At 68.8% G+C, this 24,400-nt stretch carries 20 protein-coding genes; 11 read left to right on the plus strand and 9 right to left on the minus strand.

Annotated elements, in window-relative coordinates; translation table 11 throughout:
* Window positions 1-70: 70 nt before the first annotated feature.
* The 8 genes from ACIRRY_RS14085 to ACIRRY_RS14120 all read left to right on the plus strand — a co-directional run bounded on the left by ACIRRY_RS14085 (window position 71) and on the right by ACIRRY_RS14120 (window position 8,615).
* Window positions 71-1,246: an acyl-CoA dehydrogenase family protein gene (locus tag ACIRRY_RS14085; protein WP_403971843.1), complete on the plus strand. Its 1,176-nt coding sequence runs from the start codon at window positions 71-73 to the stop codon at window positions 1,244-1,246.
* Entirely contained in the window at window positions 1,243-2,280 is a 1,038-nt protein-coding gene (locus ACIRRY_RS14090) for a phosphotransferase family protein (protein ID WP_403971845.1), read from the plus strand. The genes ACIRRY_RS14085 and ACIRRY_RS14090 overlap by 4 nt, the downstream gene beginning before the upstream one ends.
* Window positions 2,281-2,303: 23 nt before the next feature.
* On the plus strand, window positions 2,304-3,074 hold the full coding sequence (locus ACIRRY_RS14095; RefSeq protein WP_403971847.1) for an SDR family NAD(P)-dependent oxidoreductase: 771 nt from the start codon (window positions 2,304-2,306) through the stop codon (window positions 3,072-3,074).
* 356 nt (window positions 3,075-3,430) lie between these two features.
* Window positions 3,431-4,126 (plus strand): CoxG family protein, encoded by a 696-nt coding sequence (locus ACIRRY_RS14100; RefSeq protein WP_403972277.1) that lies wholly within the window; start codon window positions 3,431-3,433, stop codon window positions 4,124-4,126.
* Window positions 4,126-4,968, plus strand: coding sequence for an FAD binding domain-containing protein (locus ACIRRY_RS14105; RefSeq protein WP_403971849.1), 843 nt, complete (start codon window positions 4,126-4,128; stop codon window positions 4,966-4,968). The genes ACIRRY_RS14100 and ACIRRY_RS14105 overlap by 1 nt, the downstream gene beginning before the upstream one ends.
* Window positions 4,961-7,360 carry a xanthine dehydrogenase family protein molybdopterin-binding subunit gene (locus tag ACIRRY_RS14110; RefSeq protein WP_403971851.1) on the plus strand — a complete coding sequence of 800 codons (2,400 nt, stop codon included), beginning with the start codon at window positions 4,961-4,963 and terminating at the stop codon, window positions 7,358-7,360. The genes ACIRRY_RS14105 and ACIRRY_RS14110 overlap by 8 nt, the downstream gene beginning before the upstream one ends.
* The gene (locus ACIRRY_RS14115; RefSeq protein WP_403971853.1) at window positions 7,357-7,812 is read left to right on the plus strand and encodes a (2Fe-2S)-binding protein; all 456 of its coding nucleotides are present in this window, start codon (window positions 7,357-7,359) and stop codon (window positions 7,810-7,812) included. Before ACIRRY_RS14110 ends, ACIRRY_RS14115 begins: the two co-directional genes overlap by 4 nt.
* The gene (locus ACIRRY_RS14120) at window positions 7,812-8,615 is read left to right on the plus strand and encodes an alpha/beta fold hydrolase (protein WP_403971855.1); all 804 of its coding nucleotides are present in this window, start codon (window positions 7,812-7,814) and stop codon (window positions 8,613-8,615) included. Before ACIRRY_RS14115 ends, ACIRRY_RS14120 begins: the two co-directional genes overlap by 1 nt.
* Before the next feature lie 143 nt (window positions 8,616-8,758).
* Here the strand turns inward: ACIRRY_RS14120 and ACIRRY_RS14125 are convergent, their stop codons facing one another.
* The 6 genes from ACIRRY_RS14125 to ACIRRY_RS14150 form a co-directional block, all read right to left on the minus strand.
* Window positions 8,759-9,595, minus strand: coding sequence for an IclR family transcriptional regulator (locus tag ACIRRY_RS14125; RefSeq protein WP_403971857.1), 837 nt, complete (start codon window positions 9,593-9,595; stop codon window positions 8,759-8,761).
* A gap of 466 nt (window positions 9,596-10,061) precedes the next feature.
* Entirely contained in the window at window positions 10,062-11,747 is a 1,686-nt protein-coding gene (locus tag ACIRRY_RS14130) for an AMP-binding protein (protein ID WP_403971859.1), read from the minus strand.
* A gap of 46 nt (window positions 11,748-11,793) precedes the next feature.
* Complete coding sequence (locus ACIRRY_RS14135) at window positions 11,794-12,405, minus strand: cysteine hydrolase (RefSeq protein ID WP_403971861.1); 612 nt, start codon at window positions 12,403-12,405, stop codon at window positions 11,794-11,796.
* Between the two features lie 186 nt (window positions 12,406-12,591).
* On the minus strand, window positions 12,592-14,445 hold the full coding sequence (locus tag ACIRRY_RS14140; protein WP_403972279.1) for an FAD-dependent monooxygenase: 1,854 nt from the start codon (window positions 14,443-14,445) through the stop codon (window positions 12,592-12,594).
* A 131-nt stretch (window positions 14,446-14,576) separates the two neighbouring features.
* Window positions 14,577-15,587, minus strand: coding sequence for an LLM class flavin-dependent oxidoreductase (locus ACIRRY_RS14145; protein WP_403971863.1), 1,011 nt, complete (start codon window positions 15,585-15,587; stop codon window positions 14,577-14,579).
* A 475-nt stretch (window positions 15,588-16,062) separates the two neighbouring features.
* Window positions 16,063-16,989 carry a LysR family transcriptional regulator gene (locus ACIRRY_RS14150; protein WP_403971865.1) on the minus strand — a complete coding sequence of 309 codons (927 nt, stop codon included), beginning with the start codon at window positions 16,987-16,989 and terminating at the stop codon, window positions 16,063-16,065.
* A gap of 412 nt (window positions 16,990-17,401) precedes the next feature.
* Here ACIRRY_RS14150 and ACIRRY_RS14155 point away from each other — a divergent pair, with 412 nt between their 5' ends.
* The 3 genes from ACIRRY_RS14155 to ACIRRY_RS14165 all read left to right on the plus strand — a co-directional run bounded on the left by ACIRRY_RS14155 (window position 17,402) and on the right by ACIRRY_RS14165 (window position 21,035).
* The gene (locus ACIRRY_RS14155; RefSeq protein WP_403971867.1) at window positions 17,402-18,589 is read left to right on the plus strand and encodes a homogentisate 1,2-dioxygenase; all 1,188 of its coding nucleotides are present in this window, start codon (window positions 17,402-17,404) and stop codon (window positions 18,587-18,589) included.
* The gene (locus tag ACIRRY_RS14160; protein WP_403971869.1) at window positions 18,582-19,715 is read left to right on the plus strand and encodes a hypothetical protein; all 1,134 of its coding nucleotides are present in this window, start codon (window positions 18,582-18,584) and stop codon (window positions 19,713-19,715) included. The genes ACIRRY_RS14155 and ACIRRY_RS14160 overlap by 8 nt, the downstream gene beginning before the upstream one ends.
* Window positions 19,716-19,901: 186 nt before the next feature.
* Window positions 19,902-21,035, plus strand: a complete 1,134-nt coding sequence (locus ACIRRY_RS14165; RefSeq protein ID WP_403971871.1) for an XdhC family protein — start codon at window positions 19,902-19,904, stop codon at window positions 21,033-21,035.
* A 304-nt stretch (window positions 21,036-21,339) separates the two neighbouring features.
* On the opposite strand, the gene ACIRRY_RS14170 is transcribed toward ACIRRY_RS14165, so the two are convergent.
* From ACIRRY_RS14170 to ACIRRY_RS14180, 3 genes are all read right to left on the minus strand, one after another.
* On the minus strand, window positions 21,340-22,554 hold the full coding sequence (locus ACIRRY_RS14170; RefSeq protein WP_403971873.1) for an acyl-CoA dehydrogenase family protein: 1,215 nt from the start codon (window positions 22,552-22,554) through the stop codon (window positions 21,340-21,342).
* Between the two features lie 83 nt (window positions 22,555-22,637).
* Window positions 22,638-23,237, minus strand: a complete 600-nt coding sequence (locus ACIRRY_RS14175) for a flavin reductase family protein (protein ID WP_403971875.1) — start codon at window positions 23,235-23,237, stop codon at window positions 22,638-22,640.
* 482 nt (window positions 23,238-23,719) lie between these two features.
* Entirely contained in the window at window positions 23,720-24,364 is a 645-nt protein-coding gene (locus ACIRRY_RS14180; RefSeq protein WP_403971877.1) for an NAD(P)-dependent oxidoreductase, read from the minus strand.
* Window positions 24,365-24,400: the final 36 nt, after the last annotated feature.

The raw sequence follows: 24,400 nt of genomic DNA on the forward strand, positions 1-24,400 counted from the left end.
CGGTGGAGCAACATATGGCACCGTCTATACGACCGAGCGAGCGCTCGGTCGGTCGGTGAGGAGGCGTCCGATGTCCGAGATCGAGAAGCTGGTCGCTGCCGTCGAAGAGCTGGTGGAGAAACATGTGCTGCCTGTCGACGATGAACACGACGGCGACATCGACGCGGCTGGTGGTGAGGCACTGCGTACCCGGCTGCAGGCCCTGGCCCGTGCGCGCGGCCTGCTGACGCCCCACGGACCGCGGGATCTCGGTGGCCTGGGCCTCGGCATGATCGACCGGATCCCCGTGTTCGAGGCCGCGGGCCGGTCGCTGTTCGGGCCGATGGCCCTCAACATCAACGCCCCTGATGAGGGCAACGTCCACCTGCTCGACGAGGTCGCGACATCCGCGCAGCGGGAGCGGTACCTGGGTCCGCTCGTTCGCGCAGAGGTGCGGTCCGCCTTCGCCATGACCGAGCCGGCGCCGGGCGCCGGGGCGGACCCGACGATGCTGAGGACGGCGGCGGCGAAGGTCGACGGCGGCTGGGTGGTCAACGGTCGCAAGTGGTTCATCACCGGTGCCGACGGTGCCGGGTTCTTCATCATCATGGCCCGCACCAGCGGCGAGCCCGGCGGGCCGGGCGGGGCGACCATGCTTCTCGCGCCGGCCGACCGCGAAGGCATCGAGGTCACACGCCACATCGGAACGGTGGACCGCTCGATGCTCGGCGGCCACTGTGAGCTGACCTTCACCGACGTGTTCGTGCCCGACGAGGACGTCCTCGGTGGCGTGGACGAGGGATTCCGGTACGCCCAGGTGCGGCTCGGTCCGGCCCGGATGACACATGTGATGCGGTGGTCGGGCGCCGCCCGCCGGGCTCACGAGACGGCGGTCGCGCACGTCGCAGGACGCGAGGCGTTCGGATCACGCCTCGCCGACCTCGGGATGATGCAGCAGTTGATCGCCGACAACGAGATCGATCTGGCCGCCACGCGCGCGCTGCTGCTTGAGGCCTGCCGTCAGCTGGATGCCGGTGGCCGGGCGTCCGAGAGCACCTCGATCGCCAAGACCTTCGCCGGCGAAGCGCTGCACCGGGTCGCCGACCGAGCGGTCCAGATGTGTGGTGGGCTCGGCGTCTCGCGTGACCTGCCCGTCGCGAAGATCGCGCGCGAGATCCGCGCGTTTCGGATCTACGACGGACCGTCCGAGACCCATCGCTGGTCCATCGCGAAGCGCGCCGTACGACGAATCGTGGCAGCCGGATGACCGGCGCGACGGTACAGCCGACGCCCGCCGAGTTGGCGGGCGTCGCGCGCGTCATGGCAGCGGCAGGAGCGGAACCCGCTGACGTACTGACTTCATCGCTGCTGTCGGGCGGCCGGTCCAACCTGACCTACGTCCTTACCGATGGGCGGACCCGGTGGGTGCTGCGAACTCCTCCCCGCGTGGGGCGCACGCCGTCGGCGCATGACGTGGCCCGCGAGCACCGGGTGACGGCCGCACTCGCCTGCACTGCGGTGCCGGTCGCCCAGGCAGTGCTGCTCCACGAGGATGAGACCCTGCTCAGCGTTCCGTTCACGGTCAGCCGCTTCGTCGAGGGTCGGTCGTACCGCACCCGGTCGGACCTGTCGGCTCTGGGCGACGACGGTCTGGCCGCCGTTGTCGACCACATCGTCGCGTCGCTCGCGGCGTTGCACCGGGTTGACCACGTCGCTGTCGGCCTCGGAACCTTCGGGCGCCCCGACAACTATGCCGCCCGCCAGTTGCGACGCTGGCGCGGGCAGTGGGAGATCGTCGGATCGGCGGAACCGGCGGCGATCGCCTCCGAGATCGTCCAGGCGTTGGAACACAACCTCCCCGAGCAGCGGCGGACCTCGATCGTCCACGGCGACTACCGCATCGACAACACGCTCGTCACCGGGGGCGGTGAACATGCTCGCGTGGCTGCCATCGTCGACTGGGAACTCTCCACGATCGGGGATCCCGTCGCCGACGTCGCCATGATGTGCGCCTACCGCGATCCGGCCTTCGACCCCATCGTGGGCGTGCCGAGTGCCTGGACCAGCAGCCGTCTGCCCGGGCCTGCCGAGCTGGCGGAGAGATATGTGGCGGCGAGTGGTCACGACCTCGAACACTGGGACTTCCACCGCGCCCTCGCGTACTTCAAGGTCGCCGTCATCGCAGCTGGCATCGACCACCGACGCCGCGCGGGAGCGGGCGTAGGCACTGGCTTCGACACCGCCGCAGAGTCCGTGCCACGGTTCTTGGAGCTCGCCCACCAGATCACCACCCGCTTCTGAGCCATCGACAAAACGGAGCACTCATGCCGACAGCGTCCGTCCTCGACCTCTTCCGCCTCGACGGCAAGGTCGCGATTGTCACCGGGGCCTCGAGCGGTCTGGGAGTCGCGTTCGCACAGGCTCTCGCGGAGTCCGGAGCCGATGTCGTCCTCGGAGCGCGTCGTGCCGACCGGCTCGGCGACACCGCCCGACTTGTGGAGCAGGCCGGGGGCCGAGCGCTTGCCGTCGCCACCGACGTCGCCGACCCTGCCTCCTGCGACAGCCTCGTCGCCCATGCCATGGCACAGTTCGGTCGGGTCGACGTCCTGGTCAACAACGCGGGTGTCGGTACCGCCGTGCCTGCGGTCAGGGAAAGTCCCGGAGAGTTCCGCCACGTGATCGACGTGAACCTCAACGGCTGCTACTGGATGGCGCAGGCCTGTGGCAGAACGATGCAGCCCGGGTCGAGCATCATCAACATCTCCTCCGTCCTCGGCCTCACGACGGCAGGGCTCCCGCAGGCCGCGTACGCGGCGTCCAAAGCGGGTCTCATCGGGATGACCCGTGACCTCGCGCAGCAGTGGACCGGCCGCAAGGGCATCAGGGTCAACGCCCTCGCCCCCGGCTTCTTCGCAAGCGAGATGACGGACCAGTACCCGCCTGGCTACCTGGACGCCCAGATGTCCCGGATCCCCAGCGGCCGAAAGGGAGACCCGCGAGAACTCGCCGCAGCGCTGGTGTTCTTTGCCAGTGACGCCAGTGGCTATGTCACCGGCCAGACGCTCGCGGTCGACGGCGGGATGACAATCGCCTGAGGTCCGGTCCGCGACAGTGGGCCGAGCTCACGTCGCCGGGCACGCGCGTCCGCGTGGTGACGTGATTCCCTGCGAAACGAACCGGCCGGCGGCCACGCGCCGACCCCAGACCTGGTGGCCGTGCGGATCGGCAGGCCGCCAGGTGGCCGTGCGCACCCACCCGGTCGCCGGAAGGTGCTCGGTCACATGTGGGGAGGGCATGCGGACGCCGGCCTCGACGAGGCCGGCGTCCGCTGCGCCACGGCAGTGCCTCGCAGCCCCGACAGCCGCTCGTCCGTTGTTGCCGGACCCTCTGTTGACTGTCTTACATGGAGGACTTAGCGTCCTCTATAGGGGATATGAAAGATGGGTTGGCGATGAAGCTTTCTTCTCAGTTCGACGTACCCGCAACGCCCGACAAGGTCGTTTCGCTGTTCTTCGATCCGGCCACGATGCGTGAGTGTCTGCCCGGTTGCGAGGAGCTCGAGCAGGTCGATGACAAGACGTTCCGCGGCACGCTCACCAACGAGATCGCGCACGTGAAGTTCAAGGCCGGCTTCACCGCCGAGATCGCCTCGGTCGAGAACCTGGCCGAGCAGCCCGGCGGCTCCACGGTGACCGCCGTCCTCAAGGGCGAGGACCGACGGTTGGGCAGCACGATCAAGGTCGACGCTCGCATGACCATCGCGCCGCTCGGCGACGCCTCGCGGGTCACCTACGAGCTCGAGATGGCGATGTGGGGCAAGCTCGGACGTCTCGGGGAGCCGGTCATCCGTCGGCGCAGCGTAGAGGTCGAGAGGCAGTTCTCCGAGGCGCTCGCGGCAGTGTGCACCGGTCAGCCGATCCCGCATCGCCAGGGCACGAAGGCAACGACCAACACCGGCGGCACGGTGGCAACGCACGTCATGGCCGGCGTCCCGCATGAAGTCAGTGCCGACGGGACGACACTCAGCGCCGTGCCGGTGCCGACGGGACCGGTCGACCGGAAGCAGGACCTTCCGTTCCTGATCGCCGTCGCGGCCGCCGCGTTCGCCTTCGGCGTGATCTTGGGTGGCCGGGAGCGTCGCAGCTGATGTCCACCTTCCATGTACCGCAGACGCTGGCAGAGGCAGTGGGCCTCCTCGCCGAACTCGACGACACGATGGTGTACGGCGGCGGGACCGCGATCCAGATCCTGCTCAAGCAGGGCATCCTCTTCACGGACCACTTCGTCGACATCGGCCGGATCCCGGGCCTGGGCGACATCGTGGACGAGGGTGAGGTGATCAAGGTCGGCCCTCTGGTCTCGCTGCGTCAGATGGAGACCGACCCCCGCGTTCGTTCCCAGCTGCCGCTGGCGTCCCAGACGTATGCGAAGGTGGCCAACCCCCGGGTCCGGAACACCGCGAGCGCCGGCGGCAACCTCGCGCACGGCGACTACCGTCTCGACCCGCCCACCGCGCTCGTGGTCCTTGACGCCATGGTCGAGCTGACCTCTACGAGTGGTACGCGCGAGGTGTCCGTCCGCGAGTTCTTCGTCGACTTCCAGGTCACCGACCTTCGAGCTGACGAGATGATCACCGCGATCCGGATCCCGAAACAGGGCAAGGACTCTCGCGGCACCTTCGTCAAGTACAGCAGCCTGGCCGCCAACGACTGGCCCTGCGCCTCGGTCGCGGTGCTCGCCGTTCCCGGAGAGCTGACCGAGCTTCGCCTCGGCCTGGGCGCGCTCGCCCCCACCACTCGGTACCTGGCCCTGGACATCGACCAGGACATGTCGGAGCAAGAGGTCGTCGACGCCGCCCTCGAGATCGCCGACACCGCGATCGACCCGATCGAGGACGTGCGCGGCTCGGTCGGCTACAAGGCTCACCTGGGCCGCATCGCCGTCGAGGAAGGCGTTCGATCAGTGATGAAGGAGCTCGCCCATGCCTGAGGTGGATGAGAAGCAGCCGGCGTCGACGGACTCCACGACGGCCACAGCGTGCGAAGACGCACCGGCACGGCCGACGGACCCGGGCCCGCTGTGGGGTGTGGGCGAACGACGCATGCGGTTCGATGCCCTCGGCCGGGTGCGTGGCACCATCAAGTACGTCGGAGACGAGCCTGTCGCGACCGACACCGCGCATGTCGCGATCTGTCGCAGCACCCGGCCGCACGCCGTCATCACGAGGATCAACACGGACGCGGCCGCAGCCGTCGACGGCGTGATCGCCGTCGTCACCGGCCGAGACCTCTTCGCCGAGTACGGCGAACGGCTGTACACGGGCCCGGCGTTCGCGGACCAGCCGGCGCTGGCGGTCGACAAGGTGCGGCACGTCGGTGAGCCGGTGGCCGCCGTCCTGGCGCACGACGAGCCGACGGCGCGCGCGGCCGCCGACCTGGTCCACGTCGAGTACGAGGATCTCGACGCGGTCTACGACATCGACGCCGCACTTGAGGGCACCGGCTTCGTGCACGCCGAGCTTCGCCCGTCCTCGGTCTTCGCCGACCTCGCCCATCTCTCCGGTGTTCGCGACACCAACGTCAACTACGAGTACCGGCAGATCAAGGGCGATGCCGCCAAGGCACGCGCACAGGCCGCGACCACCGTCGAGGCCACCACCTGGGCACCCCCCACCCACCACGTCACCATCGAACTCCCGGTCACCACGGCCTGGGTCGACAGCGGACGGCTCGAGATCCTCACCACCACGCAGACACCCTCCTACGTGCGCCAGACCGCCTCGGACCTGCTCGGCCTCCCGCTGGCCAGGGTCCGGGTCCGGACCCGCGCGCTCGGGGGCGGGTTCGGCGCCAAGATGTACGACCGCCTCGAACCGCTGGCGGCAGCGCTGGCGTGGAAGCTCCAGCGCCGGGTCCGCATCGCGACCACCCGCGAGGAGGCGTTCCTCCTGACCACGCGGCACGGCGCGCAGGTCGTCGGGTCCCTCTCCGCGGACAGCGACGGGAACCTGGTCGCATCAACCGCCGACGTCCGCTACGACACCGGCGCGTTCGCTGACGTCGGGCCCCGCATCGCCGCGAAGTCAGGAATGGTCGTCCCCGGTCCGTACCGGATCGAGAACGTCGGCGTCCGGTCACGGTGCATCTACACCAACAAGGTCTCCGCAGGCCCGTTCCGGGGCTTCGGCGTGCCTCAGGTGACCTGGTCCCACGAGACACTCATCGACGAACTGGCCCATGAGCTGGGCGAGGACCCGTACCGGTTTCGCAAGCGCCATCTTCTTCGCGAAGGCGACATCGCGACGATGGGAACGAAGATGCACAGCGCCGACTTCGTGTCCTGTCTGGACGCTGTCGCCGAGGCCATCGAGTGGGACGCCCCGACACCGGCCGACGACGGACCGATCCGGTACGGCAAGGGCATCGCGGTCGGCATGAAGGCCGTGCTCACCCCGACCGTTGCCAACGCCACCCTGAACTTCAACCAGGACGGATCGGCGACCCTGCTGATCAGCACCGTCGAGATGGGGCAAGGCGCCGACACCATCATGGCGCAGGTCGCCGCCGAGGTCCTCCGGATCGACTCCACCCTGATCCACGTCGTCCAGGCCGACACCGACGCCACCCCCTACGACACGATCACCGCCGGCAGCCGATCCACCTACCACACCGGCAACGCCGTACGCCTGGTCGCCGAGCGCATGCGTGACCGGTTGATCGAAATCACCGCGGAGCAGACCGGCGCATCACCCGAAGTGATCTCGCTGACGTCCAGAGGCATCAGCATCGACGGACAGCTCACCATGACGCTGCCCGAACTCGTCCACCGCACGTTCGGTGCCCGGGGCGCGACCCTGACCACCACGTCGAACTTCAACAGCTGGTGGCACCCCTACGACAAGGCCACCGGCCTGTCGGAGAAGGTCACCGAGCACTGGTTCGCGAGCGCCGTCGCAGTGCGCATCGGCGTCGACACCAGGACCGGCCGGATCCGGACCCAGCACCTCGCGGTCGCCGCCGACGTGGGGAAGGCGCTCAACCCGACTCTTGTCGAGCAGCAGCTGACCGGCGCCGCCGTCATGGGCATCGGACACGCGCTCTTCGACCAGCTCGTGTTCGACCACGGACAGATGATCAACGCGACCCTCCTCGACTACCAGCTGCCCTCCATGCGGGACATGCCCGAGAAGATGACCCCGATCGTCGTCGAGGCTCCCCACCGTGACGGCCCCTTCGGAGCCAAGGGAGTCGGCGAGAGCGGAATCCTGGGGGTCGCGCCCGCCTACGCCAACGCGCTGCGAGACGCGTGCGGCATCCGGCTCACCAGACTGCCGCTGACCCCGGAATCCGTACTGGCAGGTATCGAGGAGAACGCCCGGTGAAGGCCATCAAGCTCAACGTGAACGGCGACTCGCACCCCATACAGGTGCGCGACGACGAGGTCCTCCTCGACTCGCTGCGCAACCGGGTGGGCGTGACCTCGGCACGCGAGGGCTGCGGCGTCGGGGCATGCGGTGCGTGCACCGTGCTCGCCGACGGCCGGAGTGTCTCCGCGTGCCTGGCGAACTCCCGGCGCTACGACGGGGTGGCGATCACGACCGCGGACGGGCTGGCCGAGGACGACGTCGTCGTGGCCGCCTTCGTCGAGAGCAACGCGATGCAGTGCGGCTACTGCATTCCCGGGTTCGTGCTCATGACCAAGGAACTGCTGAAGGACAACCCGAACCCCTCGGACCACGAGATCGCCGAGCATCTCGAGGGAAACATCTGCCGGTGTGGGACCTACCCAGAACTCATGAAGGCTGTGCGTCTCGCAGCGGAACGGAGCCGATGATGAGTCTGCGGACCTCCTGGGGTGAGCAGACCTGGGTAGAGGAAGGCAAGGGGCCGCTCGTCCTGCTGCTCCATCCCCTTGCGCTTGCCGGCGAGTTCTGGCGACCTCTGATGCGGGAGTTCTCCTCCGGTTTCCGCGTCGTGGCACCGGACGCCCGCGGACACGGCGGCTCGGCCTGGGACGGAACCGACTTCTCGGTCGAGGACATGGCCGCCGACAACGCCGCGCTGCTCGAGCACCTGGGGGCGCCGGCCGCGGTGCTCGGCCTCTCCATGGGCGGCTGCGCCGCAACCGCGTTGGCCGTGCGTCGCCCCGACCTGGTCACCAGCCTCGTACTCGCGGACACGACCGCCGACTACGGCCCCGGCAAGGAGGCCGCCTGGGAAGGGCGCGCCGTGAACGTTGTGGAGACCCCGCGAGAGCGGCAGCTGAAGTTCCAGCACGACCGCTGGTTCTCGCCGGCCTTCCTGCAGTCGGACCCTGCCGAGGTCGATCGCATCTCGGCGATCTTCGTCGACACCGACTCCACCGCGCACGCCGCTGCCTGCCGTGCCCTGGGCCGCTACGACGACAGCGGACGCCTGGGTGACATCACGGCACCCACTCTGGTGCTCGTCGGGGACGAGGACTACGCGACCCCGCCCCCGATGGCGCAGGCGCTTCACCGCGGGATCCGGGACTCCCGGCTCATCGTCCTCGACCGGACACGGCACATGAGTCTCATCCAGAACCGCGAGATCTGGCCGACCGTGCTCACCCACCTGCGGACAGCCGCAGAGGGCTCACCGGCCTCGGAGTCCTGACAGTCCTGAACACAGCCCTGGGACGGCGGGGACGTCGGAGTTCGTCGCGGACGGCTCGAGGCGCACGGACCCGCCCGGGAGTACTCGGGGAAGGGCCTGGGGCAACCGCGTTGGAGAGTCCTCCTGCAGCTGCCGGCCGCTGCTCATGCCGGTGCGGCATCCTGCTGTTCGTGAATGCTCTGGAGGCTTCCCTTGTGGCCCGTCTCTGTGGGTTCCCCGGGTACACGGCCGCCAAGCCGCTCGGTCACGCGCAGGCCACCCGCGGCCAGGAGCCGCCCGACAGCCTCGACGTTGTCCCGGCGAAGCTCGGAGGAGAACGCCAGACAGCACAAGACCATCGCGACCTGTCCGTGCCGGTCGAAGACGGGCGCCGCCACCCCGCTCTGCGCGACGTCGTACTGCTGGAGACTGACGCTGAAACCGCGCCCGCGAGTCTGCTCGGCCTCGGCAAGGATCGCGGCGCGTTCGGTGAGCGTGTTCGGCGTGAACGCGTTGACGCCCACACGGGCGATTTCGTCGCTGAACGTCTCGGGGTCCGACCAGGAGTGAAAGGCGTACATGAGCGCGGGAGCCGAGAACTGGAAGTACTCGCCGACGCCCACCGTGACCCGGATCCCACGCCGGTGCTCGGCACGCGCCACCACCACGTACCCGCCGGACCCGTCCGGTTCCGCGGCGAAGACGACGAAACCGAGCCGCCGGGCCGACTGGTCGATCTCCTCACGGACGATCGCCGACGCCACGTCGTCGGTGACTCCGGTGAGTGTCAGGAGCCGTGGTCCCAGCGTCCAGCCGGCACGATCCCCGAGGGAACGAACCCACCCCGCGTCCTGGAGGGTCGCCAGGATGTTGTAGCAGGTGCTCCGGTTCATGTTCAGCTCGGAAACGAGCACCCGCGGCGAGACGGGCTCGGGCCAGTCCGCGGCGATCCGCTCGATGATGCGGGCGGTCGAAGCCACCGCAGGGACGCGGGCCGTCATGAATCGCTCCTAGGGATGGGGTCGGATCCGGCGCTCGCGCCTCTCGGCCCGCCGGGGCCGGTGAGCCGCAAGTAGCCTGCCGACCGTCGCCAGCCGACTCTGACCACTCGACATCCCACTGTACCGATCCTCCCAGGAGGATCAACAGACCTCAGGACGGGACCTGAGGGTGGCGTGAGTGCGGGTAAGCATGCGTCGGTCCGCGTTCGGCTGATGACCGACTCACGGCACGAACGCCGCCCGGCCGGTGTTTGCCACGGTTCAGGCAGCTGGTCACGACGCCGTCGGCGACTCGTCCGTCGCCCGGCATCGGGTGCCGACGCGTCACTGCGCGTGGAGGCGGTGTGGCTGCCCGGGAAGGGTGCGGCGGCGCCACGACGATTCACGCACGGCCATGGCGGCGACACCGGCGCCGCAGTGAAGGGGAACGTCCGGTCGGGCCGTCACCCGGTGCCGGCGGGCCGCCTCAGCGGATCCGGTGCTCCTGGTCCACCCATGCCCTCTCACGCAGGACGAACTTCTGGATCTTGCCGGTGGAGGTCTTGGGAAGCTCACCGAAGATGACCGTCTTCGGTGCCTTGAACCGTGCGAGCCGAGCGCGTACGTATTCGCGGATCTCTTCCTCGGTCGCCGACGCCCCCTCCTTCAGCGTCACGTACGCGGCGGGGACCTCGCCCCAGCGCTCGTCCGGCATCGCGATCACCGCTACCTCGAGGACCGCGGGATGATCCATGATCACCTGCTCGACCTCCACCGACGCGATGTTCTCCCCGCCGGAGATGATCACGTCCTTGGACCGGTCACGTAGCTCGATGTAGCCGTCGGGGTGCAGCACGCCGATGTCGCCGGTGCGGAACCAGCCGTCCGGCACGGCAGCGGCCGTGGCTTCGGGATCGTCGAGGTAGCCGAGCATGAGGTTGTTGCCGCGCAAGGCGATCTGGCCGGTGGTGAGGCCGTCAGGAGGCACGTCCGTGCCGTCGTCGGCGATCACCCGTGGCACGCAGGAGATCATGTTCCCCACGCCCTGGCGGGCCTTGAGTCGTGCCTGGGCGGTGGCATCGAGGGTGTCCCACTCCGGGCGCCAGTCGCACAGCATCGCCGGACCATAGGTTTCGGTCAGCCCGTACAAGTGGGTGATCTCGAAGCCGAGCTCAGCCATCCGTCGCAGGATCGCCGGCGAGGGGGGCGCACCGCCCGTGGCGATCCGAACAGGCTGTCCTTCCAGCGGTGCCGCGTCGGATGCGTAGGCAAGCATCGACAACACGGTCGGAGCGCCGTTGAGGTGCGTGACACCCTCGGCCCGGATCAGACGCCACACCTCGGCCGGGTCGACCTTGGGCAGACACACATGGGTCGCGGCCGCCGCCGTGACCGCCCACGGGAAGCACCAGCCATTGCAGTGGAACATCGGCAGCGTCCACAGGTGCACACTCGAGGGCGTCATACCCGTGTGCCCCACCATGGCCAAGGCCTGCAGGAACGCACCGCGGTGGTGGTACATCACACCCTTGGGGCGCCCGGTGGTCCCCGAGGTGTAGTTGATCGACAACACCGACAGCTCATCGGACGGCGTCAGGTGAAGCGGCTCGGCCGAGGCCAACAGGTCCTCGTACTCCTGGCCGGCCCGGATGCGGCGAACGGGTTCGGTCAGCCGGGCAAGAACCTCCTCGACCAGCGGGTCGAAGGACGGGTCGTGGACCAACACAGCGGCGTTGGAGTGCTCCAGGATGTAGACGATCTCCGAGGCCGAGAGCCGTGTGTTCACCGCGACCAACGGCACCCCGGCCCACGGAACCCCGAAGTTCGCCTCGAGCAGGACGTGCGTGTTCGGGACGAGCACCGCGACCGGTCGTCCCCCCGCAAGGGGCGCCAGGCCCCCGGCCAGACGCATACACCGCTCACGCATCTGGGTGTAGGTGAACGTACGGTCCCCGTCGACCACCCCGATCCGGTCCCCGTGCGCAGCCGCCGCCCGGTCCAGGAACGAGGTCGGCGTCAGCGGCTCGAAGGACAGACCGACCGATGCCTGGCCCGGAACCCGCCCGAGCGACGCCCCCGCCGCGTCCCCGGCGCGAGTCGCCTCGCTCGGCTCGCCGGCCGCGGTCGCGGGGGCCGGGTTCTGGGCGGACGCGGCGTCGGTGAAGGCGGTCATCGCTGCTCCAGGGTGTCGGTGCTCGAGTGCCCGGTGTGCATCGCGGTCACTGCGGCGAAGGCGCCTGCAGGGCTGCCGATATCTCCTCGACGGAGGCGACCTCACCGAGCAACTGGAAGGTCTCCAGGGTGGCCTGGTGGGCCTGGTCGGATGCGGTGGAACAGGCGTCGGAGGCGATCACGGTGCGGTAGCCGAGGTTGACGGCCTCGCGGGCGGTGCCCTCGACCGCGATGTTGGTGGCGACACCGCACGCGACGACGGTCGTGATGCCACGTGCCCGCAGCAGGACGTCGAGCTGGGTTCCGAAGAAGCCGGTCAGGCGCTGGTGATCGATGACCGGCTCGCCGTCCTGCGGAGTGAGCTCGGGGACGATCTCGGCGCCCGGCTTGCCGTCCTCGAGCGCCCCCATCTGGGCGGCCATCCCGAGCAGCGGACAGTTCGCGACCAGGTCCGGGTAGCCGGGTTTGAACACGACGCGGAGGTAGACGGGGGTGGCGCCGCCCGCGCGAGCCGTGGACAGCAGCCGGCCGACCTGGGGCACGACCTGCTGGCGTTCGACGCCCTCGGCGAAGATCTGACCGAATGCTCCTTCTCGGGTGACGATGTCACGCATCATGTGAACCACGAGGACCGCGGTCTTTGCGGGGTCGAGCTCCATCAGAAGGCCTCTCATTCCAGTTGTCCGAGATTCTGGGTCTGTGCCGGGAGTCACCGCACCGGGTTACGCCGTGCTCGAGCCGTTGGCAGCAGGCCGCCGGTCTCCCGATCCTCTGTCGCGTCAACCCGCTTGCAGCAGCGTGGCGATGCGGCGTGTTCCTGGGACGGCGCTCAACAGGGTCGCCGGTCAGACACCGCTGGGGACCGTTCGGGCCGGTGAGCCCTCGCTGCCGGCCGGCGCAGGGTCGTTCGGGCCGATGGCGAGGATCTGCCGCACCACCTCGGTCAGCCGTTCTGCGGGAACGGCGTCCATTTCCTGACTTCGCCAGGCAACCATCCCGTCGGGACGGACAAGGACTGCTCCGCTCTTCCCGACTCCGCTCACTTCGAGCCACCGTCGTTCCGCGTCTATGCAGGCGTCGACGCCGACGCGGATCGCGGTGATCTCAACGGGAAGCTGGTCCTTGAGGGCTGAGGCGGCATCGCACCAGCCCTTCCCCATTTCGTTCGCGATCAGGAGGAACTGCCCCTGCTGCCCGAGGAAGTCGTGTGTCGAAACCCGTTGGCCGTCGACGTCGAGCCACGCGTGCGGCAGGCGGTGGCCCGGGCGCGTCGAGGGCGTGTGCTCGAAGCCCATCGGGTCGCGCGGCGGGCACTCGGTGCCATCCGCGACCAGCGCTCCCGCTTCGTAGACGAATCCGATCTCGACGTCGTGTGCCTGAAGTTCCTGCCGCTGGGTCGAGAACATGTCACGCAGCCGAGCTCGTCGCATCCGGCCATCGGGTGTGTCTGCCAGGAGGGCCGCGATCGCGGTGCTCGCACCGTCGTTCTCGTGTCGAGCGGGCGGGTGCGTCGCGTAGATCGAGTCCTCGACCGCGCGGCGGTTGAAGAACGTGGACAGGGCCCAGTCCACGTTGAACGCGCACACGGGTCGACGCTCGAGCTCGTAGGTGTCGAGAAGGGTGTCGGACGCCTGTCCCTGGAGTACCGCGGCAAGCTTCCAGGCGAGGTTGTGAGCATCCTGGATGCCGGAATTCAGGCCCAGTCCGGTCGTGGGCGGGTGCCGGTGCGCGGCGTCGCCGATGAAGAGGACCCGGCCGATGCGGAAGTGCTCGGCCAGGACACCTTCGATGGTCCACTTGTTGTAGGTGACGACCTCGAGCTTCAGGTCCTCGGGCAGGTTGAGGAGCTCCTTGAGCCAGCGCGCGACTGTGGCGTGGTCCGCCGCCGCCATGTCGTCGGGCGTCATGTGGACGTGCGACATGAACTCGCCGCTGTGTCGTCCCCACGGCGCTGACAGCGGCATCACCGAGCAGCGCACGAAACCCGATCCGCCCTCGGTCGAGCGTCGGACGGGGTGGAGGAACATGTTCAGCAGGGCGCGGTCGTCGAGCCAGTACTTCGACAGGTCGGCCTTGAAGTGGACGGTCGTGCTCTGCGCGAGGTTCTTCTCCCCGGACAGGGTGTTCCCGGTCCGGGGACCGATCGTGCGTCCTCCGTCGGCAGCGACCAGGTAGTCGGCGTGGATCTTCAGCATCTCGCCGTCCGACACGTTCTTGACGGTGGCGACGATCCCGTCGGCGCCGTCGTCCAGGTCGACCACCTCGAACCCGTAGAAGACGCGATCGCTCGCGCGGTCCAGCAGCCGACGGGCCAGCACCGGTTCGAGGTCGCGCTGAGGCAGGTTGGTCGCGGGAGTCGGACTGTCGCGCTCGTAGAGGTGCCGCAGCGACTCGCCGCCGCCAGGGCCGTCGGCTCCATGGATGAGCTGCCGGTCCAGGGGGCCCTCCCCACCCATCGTGGTCCACACCGCGAAGCGCGACATCTTCTCCGGCGGCGCACCCAGTCGGTAGACCTCGTCAGCGATGCCGTGCTGACGGAAGATCTCCATGGTCCGCTGGTTCAAGTAGTGCGCCTTCGGCAGACCTGTCGAGGCGGCTCGGCGTTCGAAGGTCAGGAAGTCCACCCCGAGGTCGGTCAGCAGGTTCGAGATGGTCAGGCCGGCGCCACCCGCTCCGACGACCAGCACGCCCGTACGCATTTCCTTCACGGCTCCCTCTTTCCTTTCCAAGTCCGCCGAGGCTGCAGGCCGGGTCGGAACCTGTGCCTGGCGTGCAGGGCCCGCCTCGGACCTGTCCCTGAGTCGATGTGGCGGGCCCGCGTACATCGGTCTCAGACCGCCTGAGCTGCTGGCGCCTGCACGTCGTTGCGCGCTTGGGCTGCTTCGTAGAAGGCGCGCAGCTCTCGCTCGATGCCCGGTCCGCCCGGCTGGTACAGAACGCCGGCGGCGCCGGATGCCTCCAGGTACCGCAGCGTGTTGGCGACCTCGGCGGCCGTGCCCGTGGCGGTACCGCGGCCGATGACTGTGGCGTTGAGGAAGCGTCGGTCGATCTCGGTGGGCTCCATCAGGTGGCCGCGGTGGTGTTCGAGGTGGCGCCGCGATTCGTCGAACTCCGCGATCGCGGCCTCGAAGCCGGCGGCCTCAGGGGTGCCGGCCAGGGGGCCCTGCTGGCCCAGGTGCAGTGCCAGTGCGGCGCCCGGGCCGGCGGCCTCCAACACGCGCGGCGACTCGAGGCTCTCGCCCTCGTCGAGGACCGTGCAGTAGAACATCACCTGACTGGGCCCCTCGAAGGTGACTTTGGTGTCGCCGTGCATCGGCACGGTGATGATGCCCGCGGCGTCGAGGCGGGTGGCGCACTCATAGGCCTTGGGGCCGTGGGCGCCGATCCAGATCGGGACGTCGATCGGGAAACGGATACCGGACCGGGGCGGGTGCATGAGGCTGACCACGGTGCCGTCGACCTCGGTGTCGCCGCCGGCGAGCAGGGTGCGCAGGTTCTCGGCGTACCGTTCCACGTCGGCCCACTTCGCCGGCTTTCGGCCGATGTAGGCGGCACTGGTGAATCCGGAGCCGATCCCGACGTCGAAGCGGCCCGGCGCGATCGTGGCCAGGTGAGCGACCAGCGCCGCGTTCACGACCAGGTGCCGCAGATGCGGGGTGAGGACGGCGATGCCGAGCCGGATGCGGCTGGTGCGGGCCGCGGCCATCGCCAGGGTGATGCCGGTGTCGGCGTAGGTGACCGGGACGTCGTACACGTAGGCGCGCTCGTAACCCAGCTCTTCGGCCAGCGCGATGTGGTCAGGGGTGTCGAGAGACGGGGGAAAGATCGCACTGACTTCCATCGTTGGTTTCTCCTCGATGAGCGTGGAGGTGAAGAAGAGCAGCCCGTCCGGGTCCGCGCTGTCCTCTCGACGGCGGAACCTGTGTGCATCGCCGGTGTACTCGAAGGACCGGGGATCTGTGAGCCGGGGAACTTCGACGCGTCAGGTACACCGTCACGGACATCTCGTCCCTCGGCCGGCCGGGTGGCGCGTCCTCATGGTGACCGCCGTCACGTCCTGCTGTAAACGAGGGGATTACGAAGAGGCCCATAAGCAAACCTGAGGATCCAGGGTCAGGCGCGTCGACGTGGTGCTAAGTCGTCTGATATTTCGGGTTTGAGATGATTATCGACACTGCTCCCCGCTTTCGTCTCGCAGCCGATCCGGTACGGATGCGGCACCGATTGCATGCAATGACGAAAAAACGGCAAGCCATGGCCGCGTCACCGGCACGAGTGGACGCGCACCCGGCAAGCCCCGACGAATCCGGTGAGGTTCAGCCTGCTTCGGCCTGGATCGGGTGCTCGGTGGCATGCGTGCGCAGGAACGAGACGACCGCGGCAGCCCGCCGGCTCAAGTGGTCGTTCTGCGGCCAGGCAACGACCACACGGTAGTCAGGAACGGTGCTCTCGAGCGGCACGCACGCCAGCGGCAGACCCTCCAGGCTTACGTTCATGGGCCAGCGCTGCAGCATCGGCGAGTAGCCCAACCCGCGTGCGACCAGGGAACGCACGACTTCGATGCTGGGTGAGCTGTGCACGACCTTGGGAGTCACGGCCGCGTGGCGCAGCAACTCCTCTATGTCGTTCGGGCTCGGATGCAGCGAGAACTGTACGAGCGGCTCATCGGCGAGATCGTGGAGCGTCACGCTCTCCCGGTCGGCCAGGGCATGACTCGCGGCCAGCAGAACGTAGGGGCGCAATGTCCGGATCGTTTCCATCGCCACGCCGGGCCCCAGGCGGTTGGCGTAGGTCAGTGCGATCTCGCAGGTGCCGTTCATCAGGGCTCGCCGGAGGTCTTCCTGCGCTCCCTCCACCACGGTGAGCTCGAGCCCGGGGTGCTGGCTCGCGAACGCGTCGTAGAGCGCGGGAATGTACAGGGGCGCCATGGTCGTGAAGCAGCCGAGGGTCAGCGAGCCGCGGAGATCGGAGCCCGGAGCGCGAGCCTGACTAAGAACGCCCGAGGCTGCAGCCAGGACCCGGCGAGCGTCGGCAAGGATGCCCAGCCCGGCTTCTGTGAGGGAAACGCCATGCCCGGGGTGACGCGCGAGCAGGCGCACACCGAGTCTGCGTTCCAGGTCGTTGATCCCTGCGGAGATCGCCGCCTGTGACACGTGCTCGGCCTCGGCCGCGGCTGTCATCGATCCCGAGTCCGCCACTGCCACAAGGTAGCCCAGCTGACGCAGTGAGAAGTTGGGAACCATGAGCAGCCACCTTACGTAAGCCTGAGTCGAGCGGTGACGCGGCCACAAAGCAGTCGGACAGGGCTCGCCCTCACCCAACCATCAGCCCGAGCGCCGTGCGACTGGTGACCCTTCACCATGCAGCACGGTCGGCTCGACCCGTCGCGGCCCTCCAGAGTGCGTGGCCACCGCCACGGGAGGGGGCGACCCGGCCGTGATCCCGTTGGCTGGGGCGTCGGCAAGCCTTCGGATTCGCTTATGACCCCCTTCACCACTCTCCGTTTTACAACGCGTCGTGCGGCTTGCCATCGTGTGACGACGCCCACTCGTGACACCGCGTCGACATTGCGCCTCGTTGCGCGAGCTGAAGACCAGGCAATGCGGACCGTCGACCGGCTCACGTCGTACAGCTTGAGGACGAAGGGGCATGCTCATGCCGCATTTCGCTCGCGTCGGCGAGTTCCCGCGCAAGCGCCACACCGTTTTCCGACAGCCCGACGGGTCTCTGTACTGGGAAGAGCTGATCGGCGAAGACGGATTCGTCGGCGACACTTCTCTCGTCTACCACCGCAACCCGCCGACCGCATTGACGGCTATCGAGCCGATCCCGGTCGCGGGCGAGGAACTGGTACCCAACCACCCGATCACGCCGCTGCATCTTCAGCCCCGGCTGCTGTCGCTCAAGGGCGATGCGGTTCTCGACCGGTCCACCCTGGTCGGCAACGACGACGTGCGCATCGCGTACGCGGTCGCCACCGAGACCAGCACGCTCTACAAGAACAGCGTCGGTGACGAACTCGCCTACGTCGAGAGCGGGCACGGGACTCTCGAGAGCACCTTCGGCCGGCTCGACGTATCCGAGGGTGACCACGTCATCGTCCCGACCTCGACCATCCACCGCTGGGTGGTACCCGACGGTGTCGAGCTGCGGCTGCTGATCGTGCAGGCGACCGGGCACATCGACCCGCCCAGCCGCTACCTGTCGGCGCGGGGCCAGTTCCTGGAGGGCACTCCCTACTGCGAGCTGGACATCCGCCGCCCCGAGGAGCTGGTGTTCGATGAGGGCACCGATGTTCCTGTGGTCGTCCGCACCCGTACCGGTCTGACCCGGCACGTGCACCGACACCACCCCTTCGACGTGGTCGGCTGGCACGGCGGCATGTACCCGTGGGCTTTCTCGATCTTCGACTTCGAGCCCATCACCGGCCGACTGCATCAGCCGCCGCCGACCCAGCAGACCTTCGAGGCCCGAGGCTTCGTGATGTGCGCCTTCGTCCCGCGGCTCCTGGACTACCACCCCGACGCGGTGCCAATCCCCCCGTCACACTCCAACGTCGACAGCGACGAGTTCCTGTTCTACGCCAAGGGCGCCGCCAACACGCGTCGTGGCAGTGGCGTGGGTATCGGCTCTGTCACGGTGCACCCCGCCGGGTTCATCCACGGACCCCACCCCGGCACCGTCGAGCGGGCTCTCGGTGCCGACCGGATCGACGAGTACCAGGTCATGCTCGACACCCACCGGCCCCTGATGATCTCGGCTGCCGCCCGTTCCGTCCTCGACGGGGACTATCCGTTCTCCTGGGCCGCCATGGAGGAGAAGGAGATCAAGACCGATGCGTGAACTCGTGCCCGTCCCCATGCAGGACTCGATGGGCGACGATGTCTATTCCGGGATCGCCCGAGCCGCAGGCCTGCTGTGGTGCGGCCGTGAGCGCGCCGACGCGGGGGCCGGGAACAGCGACACCGTCTTCGTGTACTTCCACCCGAGCTCGAACTTCGTCAACCACTACGCGCTGACGCCCACGGCCGCACTGGGCGTCGACGCGGTCGGCGTGGTGACGCGGTACGGCGGCAACGACACCCAGGTCATCCTCGAGAACTGCCTGGCCGACATCGGCTCGGTCATCCGTCACCTGCGCGACGTCGAGGGATACCGCAAGGTCGTTCTCGTCGGGAACTCGGGCGGCGGGGGCCCTGCGGCCTTCTACCAGTCCCAGGCCGAGACGCCGACCGTGCGCGACGCTCCCGGCGGCGGCGGTACCGACCTGACCAAGGCCACCCTGCCGCCGGCTGACGCGGTGATCCTGCTCAATGCTCACGCCGGCCGCGCCAGCCTGCTGTCGCAGTGGCTCGACCCCGCGATCGTCGACGAGAACGACCCCTTCCGACGTGACCCCGAGCTGGACATCTTCGTGGACCGCGGCGACGCCCTCGACCGCGGGTGGGTGCGTGAGTACCGTGCGGCACAGCTGGCGCGGATGGAGCGCATCACCGCCTGGGTCAGGGCCCAGCAGACCGAACTCGACGAACGCCACGGCGGAACGGTGCCCGACATGGCGTTCACCGTGCACGGCACATGCGCCGACCCCCGGTTCTTCGATGTGTCCCTGGACCCGTCCGACCGCGATCCGGGGACCCTCTGGGGCGACCCGGTGTCGGCGAACCTACGTCCCACGACGCCCGGCAGCACCACCACCCTGCGCTCCTGGTTGTCCCAGTGGTCCGTCACCGATTCCAACGGCTATGGACCCGATTGCCTCCGGCACGTCTCCGCGCCGGTCATGGTCGTCTATGCAACCGGCGACAAGGGCTGCTTCCCCTCCATGGCGCGGGACCTGTACGACTCCGTGCGGCATCCGTCGCGAAAGCTTCTCCCCGTCAAGGGCGCGGGGCACTACTTCGAAGGTCCGTCGCATCTGCTCACCGGTGCGGTCACCGAGATGGTCGACTGGGCTCTCGGTGTCTGAATGCGAGTTGCGTGCGTATCCGAGGTCCTGCCGGCTACGCGTCGGCAAACACTCCCTGTTCGCAGGGTCGGGCGTGGTCACCTGGGGTTCGGCGATCACCAAAGTTCACTGAGAGCTGGCTACCTGTCCCCCCGCAGCGGCGGGACAGGTCGCCAAGCTCACTGACGAGATGGGAGAAGACGGGCCGTGCGTGAGGTGCTGCACCAGCTGCTGGCCTGGTGGGAGGCCGGTCACAGCGTAGGCATGGGCACGGTGGTGGCCACCTTCCGGTCCGCCCCGCGGCCCCCTGGCGCTTCCATGCTGGTGGGGCCTGACACGTCCGCCGTCGGCTCGGTGTCCGGCGGCTGCGTCGAAAGCGCCGTGTACGACCTCGCCCAGGAGGTCGCCTGCTCCGGCACCCCGGTGCTGCGGCGCTACGGCGTCTCGCAGGACGACGCCTTCGCTGTCGGCCTCACATGCGGCGGCATCCTCGACGTCTACGTCGAGAAGGTCAGCCGGGACACCTTTCCCGAACTCGGCGCCATCGTGGCCGACATCGAGGCCGGTCGACCTGTCGCGGTCGCCACGGTCGTGGAGCACCCCGACCCGTCGTATGTCGGGAGACGAGAGGTGATCCACCCCGACGGCTCGGCCGGCAGCCTGGGGGAATCCAGGATCGACGACGCGATCCGCGACGACGCACTCGGGCTGCTGGCGGCCGGCCACCACGGCGCCCTCTCGTACGCCCTCGACGGCGAGCGTCAGGGAGAGGGGATGCGGGTCTTCGTCTGGGCGTTCGCCCCCGCGCCCCGGATGCTCGTCTTTGGTGCGATCGACTTCGCCGCGGCGGTCGCCCGGGTGGGCGGCTTCCTCGGCTATCGCGTCACCGTCTGCGACGCACGACCGGTGTTCGTCACCGCCGACCGGTTCCCCGGGGCGGACGAGGTGGTTGTCGACTGGCCACACCGCTACCTGACCGCCGAGCAGGAAGCCGGGCGGGTCGACGGGCAGACGGTCATCACCGTGCTCACCCACGAGCCCAGGTTCGACGTACCACTGCTGGAGGTGGCACTGCGGTTGCCCGAGGTCGGGTACGTCGGGGCGATGGGCTCGCGCCGTACCCACGACGACCGGATGACCCGGCTGCGGAACGCGGGACTGACCGAGGAGGAACTGGCCCGCATCTCCAGCCCCATCGGCCTGGACCTCGGCGCACGCACGCCCGAGGAGACCGCCATCAGCATCGCCGCCGAAATCGTCGCCGACCGCTGTGGGGCATCGGGGCAGCCCCTGGCCCGTCTGACGGGGCCGATTCACGGGCCGAGGCGGTCCGGGTCGTGACGGCGTCGCCGGTCGGCTCGGCAGACTCCGCAGTTCACATTCGCCGGGGACCTCGCGACTGCAGCGCGGCTGCTGAAGCTGGTCAACCGCTGCTGGGACCCAAGCACCGTCACGACGTTCGCCGACAGGGCGGTCATCGCATGGAGCACCAACCGCTGCCCGGCCTTCGAGGCGAACGCGCACCGCACAGGCTCCACCATCCCCCACGTCGGGTCGGCGAAGCTTCGACCTCCCAGGACCGGATCTCCAACCGACGGCGGTACGCCACCGAATCCGCGGTGGCGTTGTCGACGGCCCGCCCGGTTCAGAGGGAGTCGGGGAACGCCTGGTCCATTCCGAGCAGGCTGAGTGCGTATTCCTCCCGGTTCATCAGGGTGTTGTTCAAGCCGTGCCGGCTGGCGACTTCGAGGTCGCGCCACACCCGCTGAAGCGGGTTGGACAGCGCGAAGCTGCGGGTGCCCCCGATGTCGAGGAGCAGGTCGACGGCGTTGCGGAAGCTGCGTGTGGCGACGGCGGCGGCACCGCGAAGGTTCCCTCGCTCGGCGAGGCTGAGAATCCGGCCCTCGTGGGCCGCGCTGTCGATGGCGTCGGCGGCCCGGAGCAGATGGAAGCGACCCGTGTCGATCGCCGTGCGCGCGTCAGCGAGAGCGAGGCGGTAACTGGGAGCGTCACGGATGTCGCTGTAGGCGGCCGTGATCGGCCGACCCGACTCCATCGAGTCCAGCACCAGATCCCAGGCTCCTTCGGCCATTCCCATGAGCGGTCCCACGATGCCCAGACAGGCAAGAGTACCGATCGGAGCCCGGTAGCCGGGCTCCTCCGGGAGCCAGGCCGCGAACTTCCGTCCCGCGAAGGTCTCCACATCCAGCGTGAACTCACGCGGCACGTACAGATCGTCCGCGACGTAGGTGTTGCTACCGGTGCCGGCCATCCCCGCGACGTACCAGGTGTCCTCGATCGTGAGATCGGCCGCGGACATGAGGGCGAAGCGGACCTCCCGCAGTTGCCCGGCGTTGTCCAGTACCCGGAACGCGGTCAGCGTCCACTGTGCCTGGTGGCTGCCCGACGCGAACGGCCACTTGCCGGTGAGCCGGTACCCACCGTCCACCTCGGTTGCCGCTGCGACGGGCGTGAACTGGCTGATCGCCACATTGTGGGGATCGGTGTAGACGGCGGCTCGCACGTCGTCGGGGAACAGTCCGAAGGAGAAGGCGGTGGTGTTCGCGATGAACGCGACCCAGCCCGTCGAGCCGTCGCCACGCGAGAGTTCGGCGGTGACTTCCACCATGGTGCGCAGACCGCCGCCGAATCCCCCGGACGCACGCGGTGTGCAGACCTGGAAGAGTCCGGCGGACCGCACCGCGTCGGTCACCTCGTCCGTGAGTCGGCGATCGCGCTCCGTGCGTTCCGCGTTGTCCCGCAGGAGAGGGATCAGGTCATGTGCCGTGCGCACCAGCTTCTCGCGGGTAGCTGCTTCATCGGCTGCCGCTTCCGTGGGAATGACCGCGTTGATCGTCATGATGTGGACTTCCTTCGCGGCAGATGTCCGCCTGCCTTCGGGCTCCGGCCGAGTGGACGGAGCGAAATGGGGCTGCGATCGCGTCATTGCGCGCCCGGCACCATCTGGGACTGCTCGCTCAGCTGATGCCAGGTCCGGTTGTGGTAGACCAGCGGGCGCGGCGCGTCACTGCGGGCGGCGACGTCCGGCGCCGCGTAGTACGCATGGGTGGCGTTGACGACGACGAGCGTCGAGGCTCCTGCCGTGAAGGTGGCCGCGACGGTGCCGCGGATGCTCACCGGGGCCGCGACGAAGTGCGGCTCGCCGGTCACCAGTCGGGCCCAGGAGCCGGTGTCCGCGAAGCGGTCCGCTCCGCTCGTCGCACAAAGGAGCGCGAGGTCGACCTGGTCGGCCCCCAGCAGGTGCACGACCACGGACGACGACTCCAGGATCGTCGGCGTCGCCGACGAGAGGACCGACACCGAGAACACGAGCAGAGGTGGCGTCGCGCTCACCGATATCACCGATGTCGCCGTCAAGGCGACCGGGCCTCGGCCGGTATCGGCGGTCACGACCGCGACCCCGCCCGGGTGGTTGCGGAACGCCCCGCGGAAAGCCTCGGCCGACAGCCCCGGCTCCAGAGAGGATTCATCGATCAGCGCAACGTGCTTCCGCGTCTGATCACGGTCAGCGGTCTCGGACATAGGCAGCGTCTCCGGTCAACATCGTCGAAACGATGTGTTCATGGAACCGGAGGTGCCCACCTGCCCGCTTGCCCGATCTCACCAAATCGTTCGCCGTCGATTGCCCTGACGGACCAACTCCTCGCCGGGCGACCGGCATACGTGGCTGGTGGAGGAGAACCTGCGTCGGGGCCGATGACGACCGGGAGGCGCAGCGCGACGCGCCGTTCGAGCTGCCCGGGCCTGCGCACACCTGACGCCGTGGATGACAGTGTTTTTCGCGACGACCGATGCCCATGTCCCGACGGCGGAGCAGGCCTGTTGCCGCCGGCGCCGGGCGGTGTCCGACGGCACGCCAGACGCGCCGTATACGTGAAGTTCTCCACGTATACGGCGCGCCTGCGAGGCCTCGTTCGACCTACTCTCGGCCCGCGGGGGCTCGGACGCCGGGCCCACGGCGAAGGGCACGCCGCGGGAGCCGGGTCACCGGGTTCCCGCCCTGCTCAGTAGGCGACGCTGAACCGTGTCCGGTGGTGGACCGGCGTGTCGATCTCGTCGACGAGCGCGATGGCGTAGTCGGCACCGGAGATGGAGGACTTGCCCTCGGCGTCGGCAAGCAGCACCTCACCACCGACGCGGTAGGTGCCGGTGCGCTCACCGGGGGCCTGTGCGCCGAATTGGGCGGCCGGGCTGAGGTAGAACCAGTCCGCGTCGGTGTCGGCCGCCCGCAGCACGTCCAGGGTCTGGGCATGCGCGACTATCTCGACCTTGACTGCATCCGGGAGATCGACGGTGTCGAGCAACCGCGGCCCGCCCTCCGTCACGTGCAGGCTGCCCGCACCGCCCACCACGCCGAGCCGGGCGCCGCCCTCGACAGCCGCCTTGAGGAGTGACGGGATGAAAGCGGGCAGGAACGGCTCGCCGCCAAGGCTGCTGCGGACCGTGACGACCAGCACATCGGACTTGGCCGCCAGGTCGCCCACGAGAGCCTCGTCAGCAAGGGAACCGGCGACTGGGGTGAGGCCGGGCCGAGGCTCGGCGGAGCCGGTGCGGTTGACCGCGAGTACTGCGTGCCCGCGGCGCAGAGCCTCGTCGATGATGTGGCCGCCGGCGTAGCCGGTCGCACCGAACACAGTGATGATCGCCATGATTTGCTCCCTCGGTAGGTAGTTAGGTCATGAGCG

The sequence above is a fragment of the Streptomyces sp. NPDC101776 genome, from assembly GCF_044766845.1.
Taxonomy (GTDB): Bacteria; Actinomycetota; Actinomycetes; order Streptomycetales; family Streptomycetaceae; genus Streptomyces.